This window comes from Embleya sp. NPDC001921 (assembly GCF_053594475.1).
This window is the reverse complement of the sequence record NZ_JBSFEO010000076.1, coordinates 1-16,974: the sequence shown is the minus strand read 5'-3', so window position 1 is coordinate 16,974 and position 16,974 is coordinate 1. Positions and strand designations below refer to the sequence as shown.

Here is a 16,974-nt window from a genome sequence, read left to right as displayed (position 1 = left end):
ACGTCCGCTCCGCACCCACACCTTTGGGGGCTCTGGCACGGGAAGCGTGAACGATCTTCAGACGCCTGGAGTTCACCCGGTGCACCCTCGGCTGACCGGCACCGATCGCGACCCGCCGGCGTTAACCCGGCTGCCGACGATGGGCGTTCACGCTTCCCGTGCCAGAGCCTGAATTTGTCAGTGGATCCGGCCACGACCAAATGTCAGTGATTTCAGCGTTTGACGCGGCCTCGGATGGCGAGGGCGGCGAGGCCGAGGAGGACGGGTTCGAGGAAGCGGGAGGTCATCTCGATGTAGGAGCCTGCGGTAGTGAGGTTTTGGCCGCTGGATCGGAAGACGACGGAGTTGAGGACGACGCGCGTTGCCTTCTCGGCGCGCCGGGCGGTGAGCCGGTCGTGCAGCGGTCCGCCGAGGGTTGGTTCGGGGTTGTCGGTGATCAGGTCGACGCGTTGACCCGGCTGGGCCTGGATACCCGTGGTGTGTGGTTCGGGGTCGCTCGTGGGGAGTCCCCAGAGCATCATCGCGAGCACTGTGGTGGTCATGGCGAGGAGCAGCCAGGTCAGGGCGCGGGAGGCGCGGAGGCCGTAGCCGGACAGGGCCCAGTAGGCGGTGAGGAGTCCGCGTTCGGCGCGGTTGCGGCCTGGGCGGCGGTCGAGTCGGCGCATCTCCATCTCGCCCATGTAGAAGTCGGCGGCGCCGGGTTCGTCCTTGCCGTCCTCGAAGGCTTTGCGGAGTTGGCGGTAGAGCGCGGCGAGCGCGGGTGGTCCGGGTGGGCAGGTGGCCGGGCCCGGTTGGGGCGGGGCGGGGGTCCATCCCGGGCGGAGGCGGGCTCGGCCGGGGGCATGGGCACGCCAGTGGTGTTCCTCGGCCAGAGCCGAGCGGTTGGTCCAGCGCAGCGGGATCATTCGGCGTGCGTCGAAGCCGATCGGAGTGCGCGCGAAGGTGGTCTCGCCGCCGAGGCGGAGTTGGTCGAGGTGGACGGCGCCGAAGAAGCGGCATTCGGTCAGGTCGGTGTTGGTCAGGACCAGGTGGGCGGCGTCCACGCCGGACAGCGAGGTGACGCGGATGTCCGGGCTTCCGGTCATCGCGCTCTCGTCGACGGGGTCTCCGTAGGTGTCGAGGAAGGGGGCGGTGTGTGCGGCAACGGTGACCGGGTGGGTGAGTACGGCGTCGGTCAGGTCCACACGCGCGTAGCGCAGGCGCAGGGTGGCGGCCGAGTCCCACCGCGTGCGCACACACTCGACGAAGGCGGCGGACGCCTGGATCGTGGCCGGTACCTCGAACACGGTGCCGACCAGCACCAATCCTCCCCGGCACTCCAAGGGGCCGATGAGCGTGGTGCCGCGGAAGATCGCACTCGCGAAGTTGGCGTGCCTTTCGAACACCGTCCCCCCGAAGAACGCTTCGCTGTCGAAAACCGCCCTGACCATCCTCGCGTGGGCGTGAAACCGGGTGTGGCCGAACATGGCGAGCCCGACGAATCGGGTGTCGTCGAACGACACCTGCCCGTGGAACTTCGTGCCGCCGAAGCGGGCGTCGGAGCCGAACATCACGCCGTCGAAGCGGGCGTCGGCGGAGAACGTCGCACCGTCGAAGCGGGCGTCGGCGCCGAACATCACGCCGTCGAAGCGGGCGTCGGCGGAGAACGTCGCGCCGTCGAACCAGGCGGTACCGAAGCGGGCACGGGTGGTGCTCGGATCCCGGAGAGCGTCGAGGAGTTCGGCCAGGAGGGGGCCGTCGAAAGTGGTGCCGCAGTGGTTGACGTCGGCGCCGGGGCTCAGTCCCGCGAGATAGGCCGCGCGGTCGGCGGGGTCGAGGTGGGCGAGGCAGCGGGCGTGTCCGGCGACCCGGATGCCTATACAACCGACCGGGGCGGCCGTGCTCGTGTTCCGGGCGCAGTGCGGCCACGGCAGGTGTGTGGGCGATGGCGCCGGAGGTGACGTCATACCACCGGAGACGACCTTGTGTGAGCCCGTGGTTGCAGACGATCAACCCGGAGTCGGCTACTTGATGCCCCATCGGAAACGCTGACATTTCCCGTGGCGAACGCGCTGACACTTGACGGGCACTGATCTTGTGATTCGGTCACCGAACGTCATGAGAGCTGTCGCCCTGCCCAGTGTGTGAACTTCAAGGCCTTGATGCGCTGTTGCCTCATTTGCACGCAATGCCGGCCGAACGCGTGGAACGAGTGAGCGGTGAGATTCGCCTGACGGCGAGATCCCGGACCGGGCCTGATGTGTGTCCCGAACTCGAGTACCTGACCGAGCGAGTGCGAGGATTCGCCACGATGACGAGCACCCGTCGAGGACACGAACTCGACGACTGGCTCGACAAGACCGAAGCCGTGAACCTTCCCCACCTGCGCGCGTTGGCCAACGGCCTCCGTCGCGACCACGCAGCCGTGACCGCCGGACTCACATTGCCGCACAACTCCGGGGCTGTCGAAGGCACAGTGAACATCACAGTTACGTGGAATCTGTCCGGGGTGACCAACTCATCGAAGCCAAAGACAACTTGCAGAATGGCCGCCACGATCCCCCTCACCGACGACGAACGCGCGGCCCGTCGACGACGGCCAGGAAGCACTGGACCGCCTACTCGACCGCCTCGCCGACACTCCGACGCCCGCAGGCCCGCAGGCCCGACACCACGCGAACTCGACGTGCCGGCCACCGCGCGCCTCCTGCCACTCGTCGCCGTCCGGCAAGGCGCCGCAAGCGCGGCACCGCGTCGATATCGAGATGCGAACCGGCTCGGGAGAGTGCCACAGTCACTGTCGTGACCCTGATGGACGTACTCGTCGACTTCTCCCGCACCGGTCGGATCGGCCCCCTGAGCTGCGGAATGTCGCTGGCTGAGGCCGAAGGCCTTCTCGGCCCGGGGCGCCCGCACCCGGCCCACCGCATGAAGGGGCCCGATATCGACGGCTACCCCTACTCCTGGGACGGGCTTCAGCTGGTGGTCACTCAGCGGTCCGTCAGTGGAATCCGGATCAACCTCCGGCCCGGTTCCAGCGCCGAACTTCCGCCGCTCGTCCTGCCTGATTCCGAGTCGTTCGGGGCCACCATCCTCCGCGAGGAGCTGATCGCCGCCCTCGACGGCGCCGGCTGCCGGCATTCGGTCAACAGCGCTCTCACCTTCGGCGAGCAGTCGAGCATCCTTGCCCAGCCCGCTGACGTCTGCGCGGTCTTCAGCCTGCCCGGGCGGGACAACCACGTGCCGCACCGTGACCGGCACTACCTCGACGTGATGCACAAGCACACGGCTTGACACCGCCGATCTCACAGAGAGATTCATCGCGAGACCGGGAGGACACGATGGAGCACTCGGAACACTCTGATTTCGCCGAGCACGCTCGGCGGCTGGTTGAAGCAGCGTCGACGACCCCTTGGCCGCTACGGGATGGCCGGCAGGTCGTTCCGCAGCAGATCTTGGCCGACCTGGCGGATGTCGCAGCCCGTGCCCCGGTCACCGGTCGGGAGATCGACTACACCCGGACACTGCGCGAAGTTCTCGATGCCCTCGCCACCGGGGACTCCGGTGGCGATCCGGACCTCCATACGTGGGCCTGATGCTCGCGATGACCAGCATCGAACGGGGCGCGTTGCCCCAGGACGAACAGGTGCGGTCGGGCGCCGGCGACCGCACCTGCCGGGGCGTGCCTTTGTCCGCAGACCGGTTACACCGGAGTTACGGCGTCGAACGTCGTCGTCACGACGCCGGTGTAGTCGCCGGGCCGGAGTTCGTCCCCGTCACGCTGATCCTGAGTGGTGCCCTGAAATTCACATCCGATTCGGCCTCGCCGACCACGAGCTGGGGCGTCAGCGTCAACAACGTGCCGCTGAAGTCGACCGCCAGGTCGATGACGCCCGTCCCACTGATGAGGCGCGCGGTTGCGACGGGTGCGCCGGAGGTCGCGAGCGTGAAGGCGTGGGCGAGTTCCACGAGCGCCTTGGACGCCTCGCCGGCGTGCGTGGCGACGACGTGTTCGGCTTCGCGGCCGATGGCGCGCAGGAGTTGGTCGCGGGCTTCGGTGACAGCGGTGGGTGCCTCGGGCGCGGCGCCTTCCGCGAGGGCCTGCCGGGCTTCCTCGCTGAGGGTCACCTCGAGGGGCTCGGACTTGCTGGTGGTCACGGATACTCCTTGGCTGGGCGGGCGGGGTCGGTTCGAGCGCATCGGATGTCACCCGATGCGCTTTCGAGATCATTCACTGTGACGGGAGAGGAGTACGGCGTTGTGGCGGCGATTGGCTGATTCGGGCGGCTGGTTGGCCGGAGTAGGCAATCCCGATCACCGCCGGCTACCTCACCCACCGCGGCGAACCCGAGGACGCGGACAACCGCCCACCGATCGCAGCCACCGGCCACGGCACCCCCCGCTGACAAACCTCATGGCGAAACTGCTTGTCGAAAGCGGAGAAAGTGTCAGCGCGTCGGCGAAGTTGTCGTCATCGGTTGCTCAGTCTCCAGGTGAGTGTTCCGCGCCAGGTATCGACCTGTATCGGCCATCCTCACCGCGAGCGGCATGGCTCGTTCCACCGTCCTGGATGAGCTTGCCGGCGAGCCGTGGAATACCCACCACGTTCGCGCCGGACCCCGGCATCGACCCCAGGGAGTGTTCATGACCGACCACGAGCCGGAGCCCACCGAAGTTGCGACCGGCGATGGAATCCGGCAGATCCCGGCACGGATTCGAGTAGTGGAGCCGGCGGCCGTCGCCGATGCCCGCAACGCACTGCTCACGGCCATCGGTGCCGAAGCGCGGGCCGTCACCGAGAAGTCGGCAGGACAGGCGTCCGCGGCGCTGGTGGAACTCGCCCGCGCATACGCCCTGATGACCGCAGAGCGGCGAGGGCCCGGTCCAGGTCGGCAGTGGTCGACCTGGACCATGGCGGGGCCGATGACGCGTCGCCCTCGGCGCGGCCGCGGTCCGGCGCCCTCGCCGTGTTCGCGTTGTCGACGTGGAACGCCCACGCGTTCCGGGCCGGACGTGGACGCGTCGCTTGTGCCCGCACGACCCGACGGACCACCGCTACATGGCCGAGCCCCGCATGGACCCGCCCTCCCCGGCCCAACTCGCCGACCTGTACGCACGCGAGACCTGGCGGACCGAAAATCGGCCCCGAACCTGCACTCGTGCAACTACCGCCGCATCCGCCTGGAGCCGTGACCGACACCGAGGCCCGCACGGTCGTCCCCGGCCTGCACCCCATCTGTGCCGACGCCACCGCCCGCGCGATCACCGACCTCAACCACGACGTCGCGAGGGCCTTGCGCGGGTGGCGGCGGGTCACCGCGCACCGCCTCGCCACACCGGACGCCGATCTGACGTGACGCCCGGGGACGAACCGGTCGGCCCGCCGGCCGTGTCACCCGTGCCGGTGGGGGCGTGTACGTTCGCGCGTGGCCGCCGCAGACCTTGCCTCCCCCATCCGGGTCCGACGGCCACGATCGGCCCTCCGGCCACACGTGCGCACCCCCTGGCCGGCGGGCCGACCGGCGTCCCGGACACGGGCCCGCGCGGGGGTCGGGCCCCTCCGGGGCGCCGCAACGGACATGCACGGCCGGTGGGGGCTTGACGCGGACGCCGACCGGGCGTTGGAGCACCCGGATCTGCGCGAGGTTCCGGAGGCGGTGGCCACGCGGCGGGTGCGGCGCGGCGGGCGGCGCGGGCGGGGGTGAATCCCGGGGAGGTGTTCGGTATCGCGTGGGCGGTGGTGTGCCGGTGGTGGGCGTCGGCGGGCTGACATCGCAGGCGGTCGATCGGTGGGGGCCCGTCGCTTTCCGAGAAGTCCTTCGCATCGTGTGGCCCGGGCGGCAATGATCCTGTCATGGGGGAACGTGGGGGACGTGCCGGGTGGGGTTGGGCCGTGCTGTGCGCGGGGTGTGTGGTCGCTGTGGCGGTGTGGGGCCTGTCACCGGGAGTCGAACTGGGTGACGCGGACCCGGTCAGCGCGGTGATCGCCTTGGCGGGGCTGGGTGTCGCGGTGTGGTCGGCGTACATGACGTGGGTCGCGCTGAGATCACAGAACGCGGACGTCGCCGCGGCGGCGGCCCGGCTGGCCGTCAAGGTCGCCCGCGCCGAGGCTCCGGAGCGGGCGCGGTTGTTGGGCGGTGACCACATACCCATCGACCTGCGTTTCGTCCTGTCTCCCGCACCCGGGCACAATGCCGAGGGCGCGGACCCCGACGGGCGTCTGGGCACCGTCGTCGACTACTACCGCCGCTTGCGGCCTCGCCGCCTGGTGATCACCGGCGCCCCCGGCTCGGGAAAGACCGTCCTGGCTCTGGAACTCCTCCTCGCGCTCCTGGAGAACCGGGACTCCCGGGACCCGGTGCCGGTGCGGATGTCCCTGGCCTCGTGGACCACCCTGCCCGAGGCCGCGCCCCTCGCGGGCGTGGACGCGGAGGTGGCGGTCGAGACGTGGGTGCGCGAGCACCTGGAGCGTGTGCACGGGCTCTCCCGCGCGGCCGCGCGGGCGTTGGTCGAGGCCGGGATGGTCCTGCCGGTCCTGGACGGGTTGGACGAGATGGACGCCACCGGCACCACGGGCGGTGCCCCGCCGGGCAGCCCGGGTCCCGGTGGTGGGCCGCGGGCACGGCGGGCGTTGGCGACGTTGAACGCCTACGCGCTCGGTCGTGCCCGGTCGCATCTCGTGGTGACCTGTCGCAGCGGCGCCTACGAGGCGTCCAACGTGTGGGTCAAGAGCGCGGCCCGCGTCGAGATCACCAGCGTCACCCCCGCCCAGGGCCGGGAGTTCGTCCTCGCGCGCGTCGACGACTCCTCGCGGTGGCAGGGCGTCCTGGACGCGTTGGACATCGCGCCGTCCGGGCCCTTGGCGCGCGGGTTGTCGACGCCGTGGCGGCTGACGATGGCGGTGACCGTGCACGAACAACGCGATGCCGCGGGCGCGTACGTCCACGAACCCAGGTCGCTGTTGTCGCCGGCGTTGAACGGGGACGCGGCCGTGCGTGACCACCTCAACCGGCTCTACGTCCGCGCCGCCGCCGCCCACCCCGCACCCGAAGACGGTCGGGGCTACACGCCCGAGGAGGTCCACACCCGGCTGGGTGTCCTCGCTGGCTACCTTGACACGAACACCACCACCGGGCGGGCCGTGGGCGGCAGGACCCTGTCGGGAACCGACCTCGTCCTCCACGAACTGTGGCCACTGGCCGGCGACCACCGCGCCCGCGCCGTCCACACCTTGCTGAGCCCCGGAGCCCTCCTCCCGATTCTCGCCACGATAGGCGTCGCCACCGACGACGTCGTATCACGGTCGTTCGGGTGGGGACTGGTATCGCACGCGATCATCCTCCTGCTCGTCTGCCAACGGTCCCTGGTATGGCCCCCGCCCAATCGGCTGCACCCGAGAGGACTGCGCACGGCACACGGCCGACCCGCAGCTTTGAGAGGGCTCATGGTCGGCCTCGTGATGGGGCTCGCGGCCTGGCTCACGGCCGGCCTCGCGGTCGGGTTCGCGGTCGGGTTCGCGTTCGGGCTCGCGGTCTGGCTCGGGCTCGGGCTCGACGAAGAGACGGCCGAGGTCGGGGATCCACGCGACCTCGTCCGCGCCGACCTCGCGGCCGGACTCGCGTTCGGGCTCGCGTTCGGACTCGGGGCCGGGCTCGTGTTCGGGAACGGCGGCGGACTCGCATTCGGGATCGTGATGGCGCTCGGACTCGGTCTCGAGGCCGGGCTGTTGGGTGCTTTCGTCGGAATACGGTATGTGGCGTTCCTGCTCTGTGTTCGCATCGGCCCTCGCGCATTGCCGTGGCGCCTGGGACGGTTCCTGCACTGGGCCACCGACGCAGGGCTCCTGCGCACCGCCGGGATCGCCTACCAGTTCCGCCACCGCGAACTCCAGGACTGGCTCGCCCGCAACCCCACACCACCCCCCTGACCCGCGGCCGCCGAACGGACCGAAACGGCGCGGCACGAGCGCCGCGGCACGAGCGCCGCGGCAGTGGGCACACCGAGCCGGGCCGTGCCGGACGGGCCGCGGCCCGGGCCGGCCGGTTCGGGCCGGCCGCCCGGCCGGGGGTGCGGGGTCACGACGGGGCGTCGAACGCTGCGTGTGACGGCCACAAGAAGCAGGAGAGAGCTTCCTGCTCCGCCCGGAACACCTCCGGGCGTGCGGCCCGCGTGCCCGAGTCGGTGACGCAGCGTTTCCTGGCCGCCGCCGGCTCCGATCCCATACTCCGCGAGGCCCTCGCCGGACAGGGCCGGGCGGCGGTCACCAAGCTCACCCTGTCCACCCGCGAGGCCTGGCGCTGGTCCGCGCGCAGGGAGACATCCTCACCCTCCAGACCATGTCGTGGCCGGACGAACTCCGGACCCCCGAGGGCATCGCCCCCACGGAGAACGTCACCATCCGCCCCCAGGAACTGAAGATGGCGGCCTCGCTGATGGACACCCTCAGCGAGGACTTCGACCTGGCCGACGTCCACGACGACTATCAGCGCGCCCTCGACGCCCTGGTCGAGGCCAAGGCCGCCGGCGCGCACCCCGACGAAGCCGCCGACCGCACCACGACCGCGGACAACGTCGTCGACCTCATGTCCGCACTCACCGCCGGCGTGAAAGCCGCCACCAAGGACCGCCCCGACACCCCGAAACGAACGACAGCGAAAACCACCAAGAGCGGCACGAAGAAGAGTGGTGCGCCGACCCGACCACGCAAGAAGACCGGCTGAAGCAGTCCACCCCGGCCCGTCGAAACGGTGGAGACCGGGTGGCCTCGCGAAGCGAACGGCCGGCGACCAGGCATCGCGCCGACCGTGATCGACCGGGGTCCGCCCGTGATCGCGACGGTCGCAGAGCCTGTGCGGCCGCCGGGATGTCGGGCCGGCCCGATCATCTTCGGTGAACAGGTCCATGCCGAACGCGGACAACCCCGGCTCGGCCAGATACGCGGTGACCCTGCCGGGTCCGCACCCCAGATCCGCGACCGGTCCGAGGCCGGCCTTCTGCACGAGTTCGGCGAACGCGACGAACATCGCGCGTGACAACGGATCCAGCAGGGCCGGGGCCAAGACCCGTGTGACGTAGGCCGCTGCGACGGTGTCGAACGACTCCCGGACAGCGGCCGGATGGGAGAGCTCGGTCATCGGGCGACCCTGGATGAGGCCACTGACAGAACGGTCGACGCGCAAGGTCACACCGAGATGCGCGCCTGCCGCCGCACGACGGTGCCCGCCGCCCGGGAACTCGACCAGCGGGTCGGCGCACTGACCTGATCCCAGTGAACCTCGTCCTGTGGGGCATTCTGGGCCCGGATCATGTCCCGGAGAGCTGTCCGGGACGAAATCAGGTCGTCCTGAGCCTCTTCCAGCACGTGCTCGAGCTCGTTCCGCTCGCTGGTCAGAGCCTTGATGGTCTCGTCCCGTACCTCCATCTGTTTGATCAACTCCCGGATACGGGCCACGAGTTCGGCAGAGCCGGCCTGGTCGACCCGCCGGCCCGAGCTGCGTTGAACAGCGGCCTTGAGCCCGTCGCGTTCGGCCCGGACCGCTCGCAGCTCGGCTCGGATCGGTTCGAAATCCGTGGCCACGCTCGCAGCGCTCGCGACCGCACCCTCCAACTGCCGGCGGCCCATCGCACCCGACGGAGGATGCGGCCGCAACGCGTTCCCCTCCGCATCGGCCAACTCGTGACGTCGAATCACACCCGACATCATCCCTCAGCACGCCGGCGATTGAAGGCACGCCCCGGATGACGCGCTGAGGTGCAGGACGCCAAGGGCGGGCAGGAGTTTGAGTCAACGGTCAACCAGCCGTGGACGCGGGGCCTCACCAGTGGATTCCGCGTCGGTGTCGTCGGTGCCGACCGGGCCGCGGGGAAGCATCCGGTCCAGCCACTTCGGCAGCCACCAGTTGGCCCGGCCGAGGAGTGTCATGGTCGCCGGTACCAGCACCATGCGCACGACCGTGGCGTCGATGAAGATCGCGGTGGCCAGGCCGAACCCGAACATCTTGATGGAGGGATCCTCGGCAACGGCGAAGGACAGGAAGACCGCCACCATGATGAGGGCGGCCGAGGTGATGATCCGGGCGGTGCCCGAGACGCCCTCGACGATCGCCGTGCCGTTGTCGCCGGTGCGCAGGTACTCCTCGCGTACGCGGGAGAGGAGGAACACCTCGTAGTCCATCGACAGGCCGAACAGGATGGCGAAGAGGAACATCGGGATGAACGACACGATCGGAACCGTCGCCTCCAGCCCGATGAGTGCGCCTCCCCAGCCCCACTGGAAGACCGCGACCATGATGCCGTAGGCCGCACCGATGCTCAGCAGATTCAGCAGTACCGCCTTGAGCGGTACGAGTATCGAGCGGAAGACCAGCATCAGCAGCAGGAACGACATCGCCAGCACGGCGGCGACGAACACCGGCAGGCGCTGGCTGGTGCGTTGGCCCACATCGGACAGGCTCGCGGCGGCACCGCCGACGTGGGCCCTGGCCGGGCCGTGCCCGATCGCCGTGGGCAGTACGTCGGTGCGCAGCCGGGCGATGGTGTCGGCCGTGGCCTTGTCCTGAGGGCTGGTGGTCGGGAACACCACGAGGGTCGCGACGCCGGTGGCCCGATCGATGTGCGTCGGCGCGACGGATGCGATGCCCGGATCCGCCGCGACCGTTGCGACGAGTCGGTCCAGCACTCCCGGATCACCGCTGAGGTCCGCGGCGATGACGAGGGGACCGTTGGTGCCCGGGCCGAACCCCTCGGCGACGAGGTCGTAGGCCCGGCGCTCGGTACGGCTGTGGGGCAGTGAGCCGTCGTCGGGCAGGCCGACGCGCAGGCCGAGCACGGGCAGCGTCGCGGTCAGCAGCAGCCCCGCCGCGCCGACCGCGTACGGCACCGGGTGCCGGCTGACGTGCCCGATCCAGCGGCGCCACCCGGCGGCGTGGGCGGCGCCTGCCGCCGGGTCCCGCCGCCGTGCGAGTCGGCCGAGCTTCCCGGTCTGCAGAGCCCGGCCGATCCGGCCTGCCCGGGCCAGGCGTGGGCCGGCGACGCCGAGGAAGGCCGGCAACAGCGTCACCGACGCGAGCACCATGGTCAGGACGACGATCGAGACGGCGAGCCCGCCCACCGTCATGAACGGTACGTTCGCGACCGCCATGCCGAGGATCGATACGACGACGGTGCCGCCGGCGAAGACCACGGGCCTCCCCGCCGTGGCCACCGCTCGCCCCGCCGCCTCGCGGGGATCGAGCCCGCGCGCGAGGTACTCCCGGTGCCTGGCGAGCACGAACAGCGCGTAGTCGATGCCCACTCCGAGCCCGACCATGCTGCCCAGGACCGGGGCGAAGGTCGGGACGTCCGTCACCCCCGCCAGTACCGTCATCGTGGCAATCCCGACGGTCAGCCCGAAGACCGCCATGCCGATCGGCAGCGCGGCGGCGACGAGCGAACCGAACGCCAGGAACAGGATCGCGGCCGCGGCGAGGATGCCGATCAGCTCGCTTGCGCCGCCGTCGGGGTCGGAGAAGGCGTAGAAGAGGTTCCCGCCCATCTCGATGCGCAGGGGCAGTTCGGCGCGCAGCCGGTCGCCGAGATCGACGAGGGCGTCGAGGTCTTTGGCCGACAGCCGGCTCTGGTCGGGGTACTGCACCCGGACGACCGCGATCCGCCCGTCGGCCGAGACAAGGCCGCCGCGCACGGTGGTGTCCTCTCCTGCGTCGAGTGCCCCTGCCGGGTCGCTCGTGCCGAGCACGTGCGGCAGCCGCCGCACCTCGGTCTGCAGCCGCGTGAGAGCGGTGCGCGCGCTGCCGTGGTCGAAGAACGTCGCACCGCCGTCGAGGGGGGTGACGACCACTTGGGCGGTCATCCCCTCCTGGCCGGTGCCGGCCCGCTCGATCAGTTGCGCGGCCCGTTGGGAGTCCAGCCCCGGAGCGGTCATCGAGTCCGCGGTCCTCCCGCCGATGGCGATCGCGGCGAGGACGGCAAGCGAGGCGGCAATCAGCCATGCCGCGATCACCCGCCAGGGATGGCGGGCGGCGCTTGTGCCCAGGCGCAACAGGACTTTCGAGAGCATCGGTTCCTCCAACCACATCGGCGGCCGTCCTTGTACGGCCGCCGATGCCGAGGTTCGTCGCCACGGCGCTTTGCGGCATCGGCTCGCGGGCCGCGGATCCCTCGGCCCCCGGGCGGAGCGACGCCCCGTCCTTTCGGCCGATGCGCGGCACGGCGCGGTCCCTAGGCTGAGAACCGTGCTGCGAGACGACCTGCGAACCCTGTGGACCGAACCCCGGCCGCCCGACGCGCCCGCCCGCGTGTGGCGGGACTGGGCGCTGCTCGCCGCGGGCCTGGGCGGTGTGGTGCTGGAGGCAACCCTGCGCGAGAACGTCGTGTGGCGGCCGGTGGCGGTGATGTTCGCCGTATGGCTGTGCCTGCTGCCCCTGTGGCGCCGGACCCGACCACTGGCGATGGTCACGCTGGCGTTCGGCTCGGTGATCGTGCTCCAGCTGGCCTCGCTGGTCGCCGCACCGCGCGAGCCCGTCGGCCTGGACACCGGCGCGGTCGTGCTCGTGCTGGTGTACGCGCTGCCCCGGTGGGGATCGGGACGGGAGATCGTGCTGGGCAGCGCGGTGATCCCCACGGCCTTCGCGCTGTGTACCGTCACATACGAAACCTCGGCCGCCGAACAGGTCGGGGGCTTTGTCTTCCTGTTGCTGCCCGGCTTGATCGGGGCTGCCGTGCGGTTCCGGGTGAGCGCTCGCGAGCGGCAGTTGGAGCAGGTGCGCTCCCGCGAGCGTGAGCAGCTCGCCCGGGAACTGCACGACACGGTGGCCCACCACGTTTCGGCCATGGTGATCCGCGCCCAGGCGGGCCAGGTGCTCGCGAGCACCGACCCGTCCGCGGCCGTCGAGGCGCTGGAGGGGGTCGAGGAGGAAGGGGCGCGCACGCTGGAGGAAATGCGAGCCATGGTCGCCGCGCTGCGCAACCGCGGGGCCGGGGCCGAGCTGGCGCCGCCTGCCGGTGTCGCGGATCTTGAGCGCCTGGTGCGCACCCCGGGTGGTCGCCTCAGGGTCGACCTGGGGCTCGACGGCGAACTGGACACGCTGCCCCCGGCCGTGGACGCGGCCGTCTTCCGCATTGTGCAGGAGTCGGTGACCAACGCCATGCGCCATGCGGTCGACGCGACCGAGGTCGTCGTCCGGGTCACCGCGGAACGGCACACGGTACGGGTGAGCGTGCGCGACAATGGCCACCGCACCGGCCGAGGCCGTGCCGGATACGGACTTGCCGGACTGAGCGAGCGCGCTGCCCTGCTCGGCGGCAGACTACAAGCCGGCCCCGGCGCCGACCAGGGCTGGCGTGTCGAAGCCGAGTTGCCGAGAGGGAGGACCGAGAGCGGTGCCCATCCGCGTCCTCGTCGCTGACGACCAGACCATCATTCGCACCGGGCTGCGGATCATGCTGAACGCCCAGCCCGGCATCGAGGTGGTCGGCGAGGCCGCCGACGGACGGGAAGCGATACGTCTGGCCCGCGAACTGCGCCCCGACGTCTGCCTGTTCGACATCCGCATGCCCGTGATCGACGGGCTCGAGGCCACGCGGTCGGTCGCCGGCCCGGGCGTCGCCGAGCCGCTGGCCGTGGTCGTCATCACCACTTTCGACCTCGACGAGTACGTCTACGGCGCGCTGCGTGCCGGCGCCCGCGGATTCCTCCTCAAGGACACGGGACCAGACCTTCTGGCCCAGGCCGTACGGTCGGCGTCCGGCGGTGAGGCGCTCATTGCGCCCAGCGTCACCGTCCGTCTGCTCCAGGCGTTCGCGGACCTGCCCGCCGGCCGGCCCGTGGCCCAGCCGGTCTCCCCCGTCACCGCCCGCGAGGAGCAGGTGCTCCTCGCCGTCGCTCGCGGGCTGACGAACACCGAGATCGCCGATGCACTGCACATCAGCCTCAGCACGGTGAAGACGCATCTGGCCAGCCTGATGGCCAAACTCGGCGCCCGCAACCGGGTCGAGATCGCGATGTGGGCCTACGAAACGCGCCGTATCCTCCCCGCAACCTGAGCCGGGTGCCGGGCCATGTCCCCTGAGTCCCCGCCCGGACCAGGTACATGCCCTCACAGGCGTGAAGGGCGGCACCCACTTCCTGGCAATCGTCCAGGAACCCGACCAGGACTGCGGACCCCTGCGGCCCGGCCAGATCTGCGCCTCGCTCCACACGACCGGCGACCCGCAGGACGCCCACGCCCTGGTCCTCAAGGTCGGCGACGACCGGCAGCAGCTGACTCCGGCGAACCGTGCAGGGTCCTGGACACCCAGAGCACCCAGGCCACCCACGTCCTCGTCCGCCGCCTGTCCCCCTTCCAGGACCTCGCCACCGGATCCGTGTACTTCACCCACGAAACCACCACCGGCGCAATCGGCATCGACACCGCCAACAGCCGGCTCCCCCACGGTCTGGCCCACACCACCACCGCCGGCGACCGCTTCGCCTTCACCCGGACCACGTGACCAACGCTCACCGAGCGCGCGCGGGCGCCCTGGGCACGGTGGGCGCAGTCGCGTCCGGCCGCCGAAGCCGGTGCGCAAACGCGCCCAACGCCGCCGGGGGCGCGTCGGCGACGGTCGGTCGACGCCCCACCGGATCCCCGTCAACGCGCGCCGAGCCGGGCTCCGTCCCCAAGTCCGGGTGCGTGGCGGCGAACAAACGACAGCCGTAGCCGCCGGCGGCCAGGCCGGTCGGTCGGCACGCGGCAACGCCCCGTCTCCGGCCGGGGAGGCCGCACGGCGAGCGCCCCACCTCGCACGCGCTCGATGACCGTTGTGGGCGTTCCGGACGAGGGCCGAAAGACGCTCGGCGCCGTCGAACGCGCGGCAGCGGCCGGCTCTCCCTGTCCAACGTGACGTCGTCGCCGATCCGCGTACAGGCCATCTGGGCAATCGGGCTCAAGTCGCGTTCGGCAACAATCGCGAATGCCGCGGCGGCACTCATGCTCGACCGTCGGACCGCACACACCTCCGGGACGGGGCGCAGTCGCGGCCGGCAGCCTGCCGGCGCCGGGAACCGCTCGACCCCCTACGGGACTTACAACATTTCGTCACAACTTCATGGGGGGTTTCGGGGTAGGTCGCACGGCGCAGCGGGGGTGGTCGTCGAGGACGAAGGCGGCAATGACCGGGTATCGACCTCGGTCCGTGTCCGGCCTCGGCCGGTTCGTCGTGCCGATTCGGTTTCAGGTCGCGTGCCGGGGGTCCTGTGGTTCGAAGAGCGGTGTCATCGTACCCGCGCCCTGGTTTCTGAAGTCGACCGCGTGTCCCGGGCAGATGACGCACTCGCTTCCGGCAATGTCGACGAACCGGAACGCGGCCGGGTTCGCGCACTCGGCCTGTTTGGTCTCCCACACGCGTTCGCACTCGCCGTTTCCGCAGTAGGTCAGCTCGGCCAGCCGGTAGATCGCGCTGCCGTGTTCCGGACACGCCTGCCACGGCACGTCGCAGATCCTGGTGCCGGTCGCGATCTCACGAGACCCACCCGGCCTGGGCTCCGTCACAATGCTCCTCAGGGGCTCTGGTGTACATGGAAGTATGCTCCGCCCGGCCTCGGGCGCGGGAATGCCAGCCGCGGAGCCTTGGCGGTGCCGCTGTCGGCGCCGCAGGGCGAACTTCCCGGTCGGATCCGTCAGCCGCGCATCCGGTCTCAGTCGCTCATCGCACTTGTCGCAGTCCCGACCACCAGCCGGCCCGGCGACCTCGGACGGTGTCGGATCGCGAACGAACTGCTCGCCCGCGGCTACGCGCTGCGGGCCGCTGCGCTATCCAACCAGCCCGGCCCGATCGCCTGAGAACCTGCCACTCACCTGCCCTCCACTCAGCGTGCGGCCACCGCGATTCACGGCCCGGGCAGGCGCTCAGCCGGTCAAGTACCGGGCGTGGAGGGCCTTGACGAGCCCGTGGTCAACACCGAGACGCTCGGCGGCGTAGCCGGTGAGCGACCCGTACTCGGCGGCGTTCTCCGCAAGGAACAGTCGCATCGCGGCCTCCGGCGCGCGGCCCCATCCGGGCCAGGTGATCGGCCGGTCGGGATGCTTGGCCCGTCGATCGGCGACAAGGCGGTCGGTGGCGAGTTCGGTGAGGACGTAGTCGGCGACGATGTCCTCCTCGTCGACGCCCAGAAGTGCCAGTACCAGTGCCGCGATGACGCCTGTGCGGTCCTTGCCCGCGGCGCAGTGGAACACCGCCGGCGGGGTGTCGGCGGATGCGAGGATGTCCAGCACCTGGCGGATCTGCGCGACGCCGTCGACCGCCAACTCGGCGTAGCGGTCGGCGAGGAAGCGAGGGACGTCGGTATCGGGCCCGAGTGACGCCTGGTCCCACGGCCGATGTTCAGTGCATACGTTGTGGTACGCGAAACTGCTGTGTGCGGCGATCCGGCCGTGCCGGTCGATCTCGTGGGGATGCCGCAGGTCGACGACCGTGCGTACGCCGAGTGCGAAGAACTGCTCCGCGTCGCCGCCGCTGAGGTTGGCCGGCGAGTCCGAGCGGTACAGGCGTCCCCAGGCGACGATTCGTCCGTCGGCTGCGGCGTAGCCGCCGAGGTCGCGGAAGTTGTGCAGGCGTCGAAACGGTATGTGGCGTCGCATGATCGCCGACACTACCCGCCGACTGCGGCGAGCCCGCGGCGTCGCTCCATTCGCGCGCGGCGCAACACGATCTGGCCTGGCGCACAACCGGCGGGTCGCATTCGGGTAACCGCCTCGGTTCGGGCGGATCAAAGTCACGGTCGCCGGCCGGCCGTGCACCCGCTCGTGAGCTGAACCCGCAGCGACTGCTTCGGGATTGCAAACGGGCATTGACGGTGTTGGGAACGTGTCGGCGTCGGCGTCGCGGCGTGGGAGGTCCAGGGTCCAGCGGTAGAGCGGCGTCCGGGGTGTTCAGGGAGTCAGGATGGTGAGAAGCGTTGCGAGGGTGTCGACCAACTCGGGGGCGCGGAGCGGTCCCACGGGGTAGTCGTGGACGTCG

Annotated in this window: 14 protein-coding genes and 1 pseudogene; 8 read left to right on the top strand and 7 right to left on the bottom strand. The window is 70.7% G+C overall.

Annotated features, from left to right (window positions below; all coding sequences use genetic code 11):
• Positions 1–212: 212 nt before the first annotated feature.
• Positions 213–1,946 (bottom strand): pentapeptide repeat-containing protein, encoded by a 1,734-nt coding sequence (locus ACWCPW_RS47965; protein ID WP_449767959.1) that lies wholly within the window; start codon positions 1,944–1,946, stop codon positions 213–215.
• 835 nt (positions 1,947–2,781) lie between these two features.
• On the opposite strand from ACWCPW_RS47965, the gene ACWCPW_RS47960 reads away from it, so the two are divergent.
• Both ACWCPW_RS47960 and ACWCPW_RS47955 read left to right on the top strand, forming a co-directional pair.
• Positions 2,782–3,273, top strand: coding sequence for a hypothetical protein (locus tag ACWCPW_RS47960; protein WP_449767958.1), 492 nt, complete (start codon positions 2,782–2,784; stop codon positions 3,271–3,273).
• Between the two features lie 47 nt (positions 3,274–3,320).
• Positions 3,321–3,575, top strand: coding sequence for a hypothetical protein (locus tag ACWCPW_RS47955; RefSeq protein WP_449767957.1), 255 nt, complete (start codon positions 3,321–3,323; stop codon positions 3,573–3,575).
• A 139-nt stretch (positions 3,576–3,714) separates the two neighbouring features.
• Here the strand turns inward: ACWCPW_RS47955 and ACWCPW_RS47950 are convergent, their stop codons facing one another.
• Positions 3,715–4,137: a hypothetical protein gene (locus tag ACWCPW_RS47950; RefSeq protein WP_449767956.1), complete on the bottom strand. Its 423-nt coding sequence runs from the start codon at positions 4,135–4,137 to the stop codon at positions 3,715–3,717.
• Positions 4,138–5,168: 1,031 nt separating this feature from the next.
• Between ACWCPW_RS47950 and ACWCPW_RS47945 the strand changes: the two genes are divergently transcribed.
• The 3 genes from ACWCPW_RS47945 (at position 5,169) to ACWCPW_RS47935 (ending at position 8,699) form a co-directional block, all read left to right on the top strand.
• Positions 5,169–5,336: a hypothetical protein gene (locus ACWCPW_RS47945; protein ID WP_449767955.1), complete on the top strand. Its 168-nt coding sequence runs from the start codon at positions 5,169–5,171 to the stop codon at positions 5,334–5,336.
• 497 nt (positions 5,337–5,833) lie between these two features.
• A complete protein-coding gene (locus ACWCPW_RS47940; protein ID WP_449767954.1) occupies positions 5,834–7,906 on the top strand; it encodes an NACHT domain-containing protein in 2,073 nt (690 codons plus the stop codon).
• 409 nt (positions 7,907–8,315) lie between these two features.
• Positions 8,316–8,699: a hypothetical protein gene (locus ACWCPW_RS47935; protein WP_449767974.1), complete on the top strand. Its 384-nt coding sequence runs from the start codon at positions 8,316–8,318 to the stop codon at positions 8,697–8,699.
• Between the two features lie 143 nt (positions 8,700–8,842).
• Here ACWCPW_RS47935 and ACWCPW_RS47930 read toward each other — a convergent pair.
• The 3 genes and pseudogenes from ACWCPW_RS47930 to ACWCPW_RS47920 all read right to left on the bottom strand — a co-directional run.
• Positions 8,843–9,113 (bottom strand): annotated as a pseudogene (locus ACWCPW_RS47930) (class I SAM-dependent methyltransferase); the annotation flags it as partial.
• Between the two features lie 47 nt (positions 9,114–9,160).
• Complete coding sequence (locus ACWCPW_RS47925) at positions 9,161–9,556, bottom strand: hypothetical protein (protein WP_449767953.1); 396 nt, start codon at positions 9,554–9,556, stop codon at positions 9,161–9,163.
• Between the two features lie 207 nt (positions 9,557–9,763).
• Positions 9,764–12,034, bottom strand: coding sequence for an MMPL family transporter (locus tag ACWCPW_RS47920; RefSeq protein WP_449767952.1), 2,271 nt, complete (start codon positions 12,032–12,034; stop codon positions 9,764–9,766).
• Positions 12,035–12,209: 175 nt separating this feature from the next.
• On the opposite strand from ACWCPW_RS47920, the gene ACWCPW_RS47915 reads away from it, so the two are divergent.
• The 3 genes from ACWCPW_RS47915 to ACWCPW_RS47905 all read left to right on the top strand — a co-directional run bounded on the left by ACWCPW_RS47915 (position 12,210) and on the right by ACWCPW_RS47905 (position 14,466).
• The gene (locus ACWCPW_RS47915) at positions 12,210–13,382 is read left to right on the top strand and encodes a sensor histidine kinase (protein WP_449767951.1); all 1,173 of its coding nucleotides are present in this window, start codon (positions 12,210–12,212) and stop codon (positions 13,380–13,382) included.
• Entirely contained in the window at positions 13,357–14,019 is a 663-nt protein-coding gene (locus tag ACWCPW_RS47910) for a response regulator (protein ID WP_449767950.1), read from the top strand. The genes ACWCPW_RS47915 and ACWCPW_RS47910 overlap by 26 nt, the downstream gene beginning before the upstream one ends.
• 321 nt (positions 14,020–14,340) lie before the next feature.
• Positions 14,341–14,466 (top strand): hypothetical protein, encoded by a 126-nt coding sequence (locus ACWCPW_RS47905; RefSeq protein ID WP_449767949.1) that lies wholly within the window; start codon positions 14,341–14,343, stop codon positions 14,464–14,466.
• A 722-nt stretch (positions 14,467–15,188) separates the two neighbouring features.
• On the opposite strand, the gene ACWCPW_RS47900 is transcribed toward ACWCPW_RS47905, so the two are convergent.
• Positions 15,189–15,506, bottom strand: coding sequence for a hypothetical protein (locus ACWCPW_RS47900; protein ID WP_449767948.1), 318 nt, complete (start codon positions 15,504–15,506; stop codon positions 15,189–15,191).
• 357 nt (positions 15,507–15,863) lie between these two features.
• Positions 15,864–16,595, bottom strand: coding sequence for a tyrosine-protein phosphatase (locus ACWCPW_RS47895; protein ID WP_449767947.1), 732 nt, complete (start codon positions 16,593–16,595; stop codon positions 15,864–15,866).
• Between the last annotated feature and the right edge of the window lie 379 nt (positions 16,596–16,974).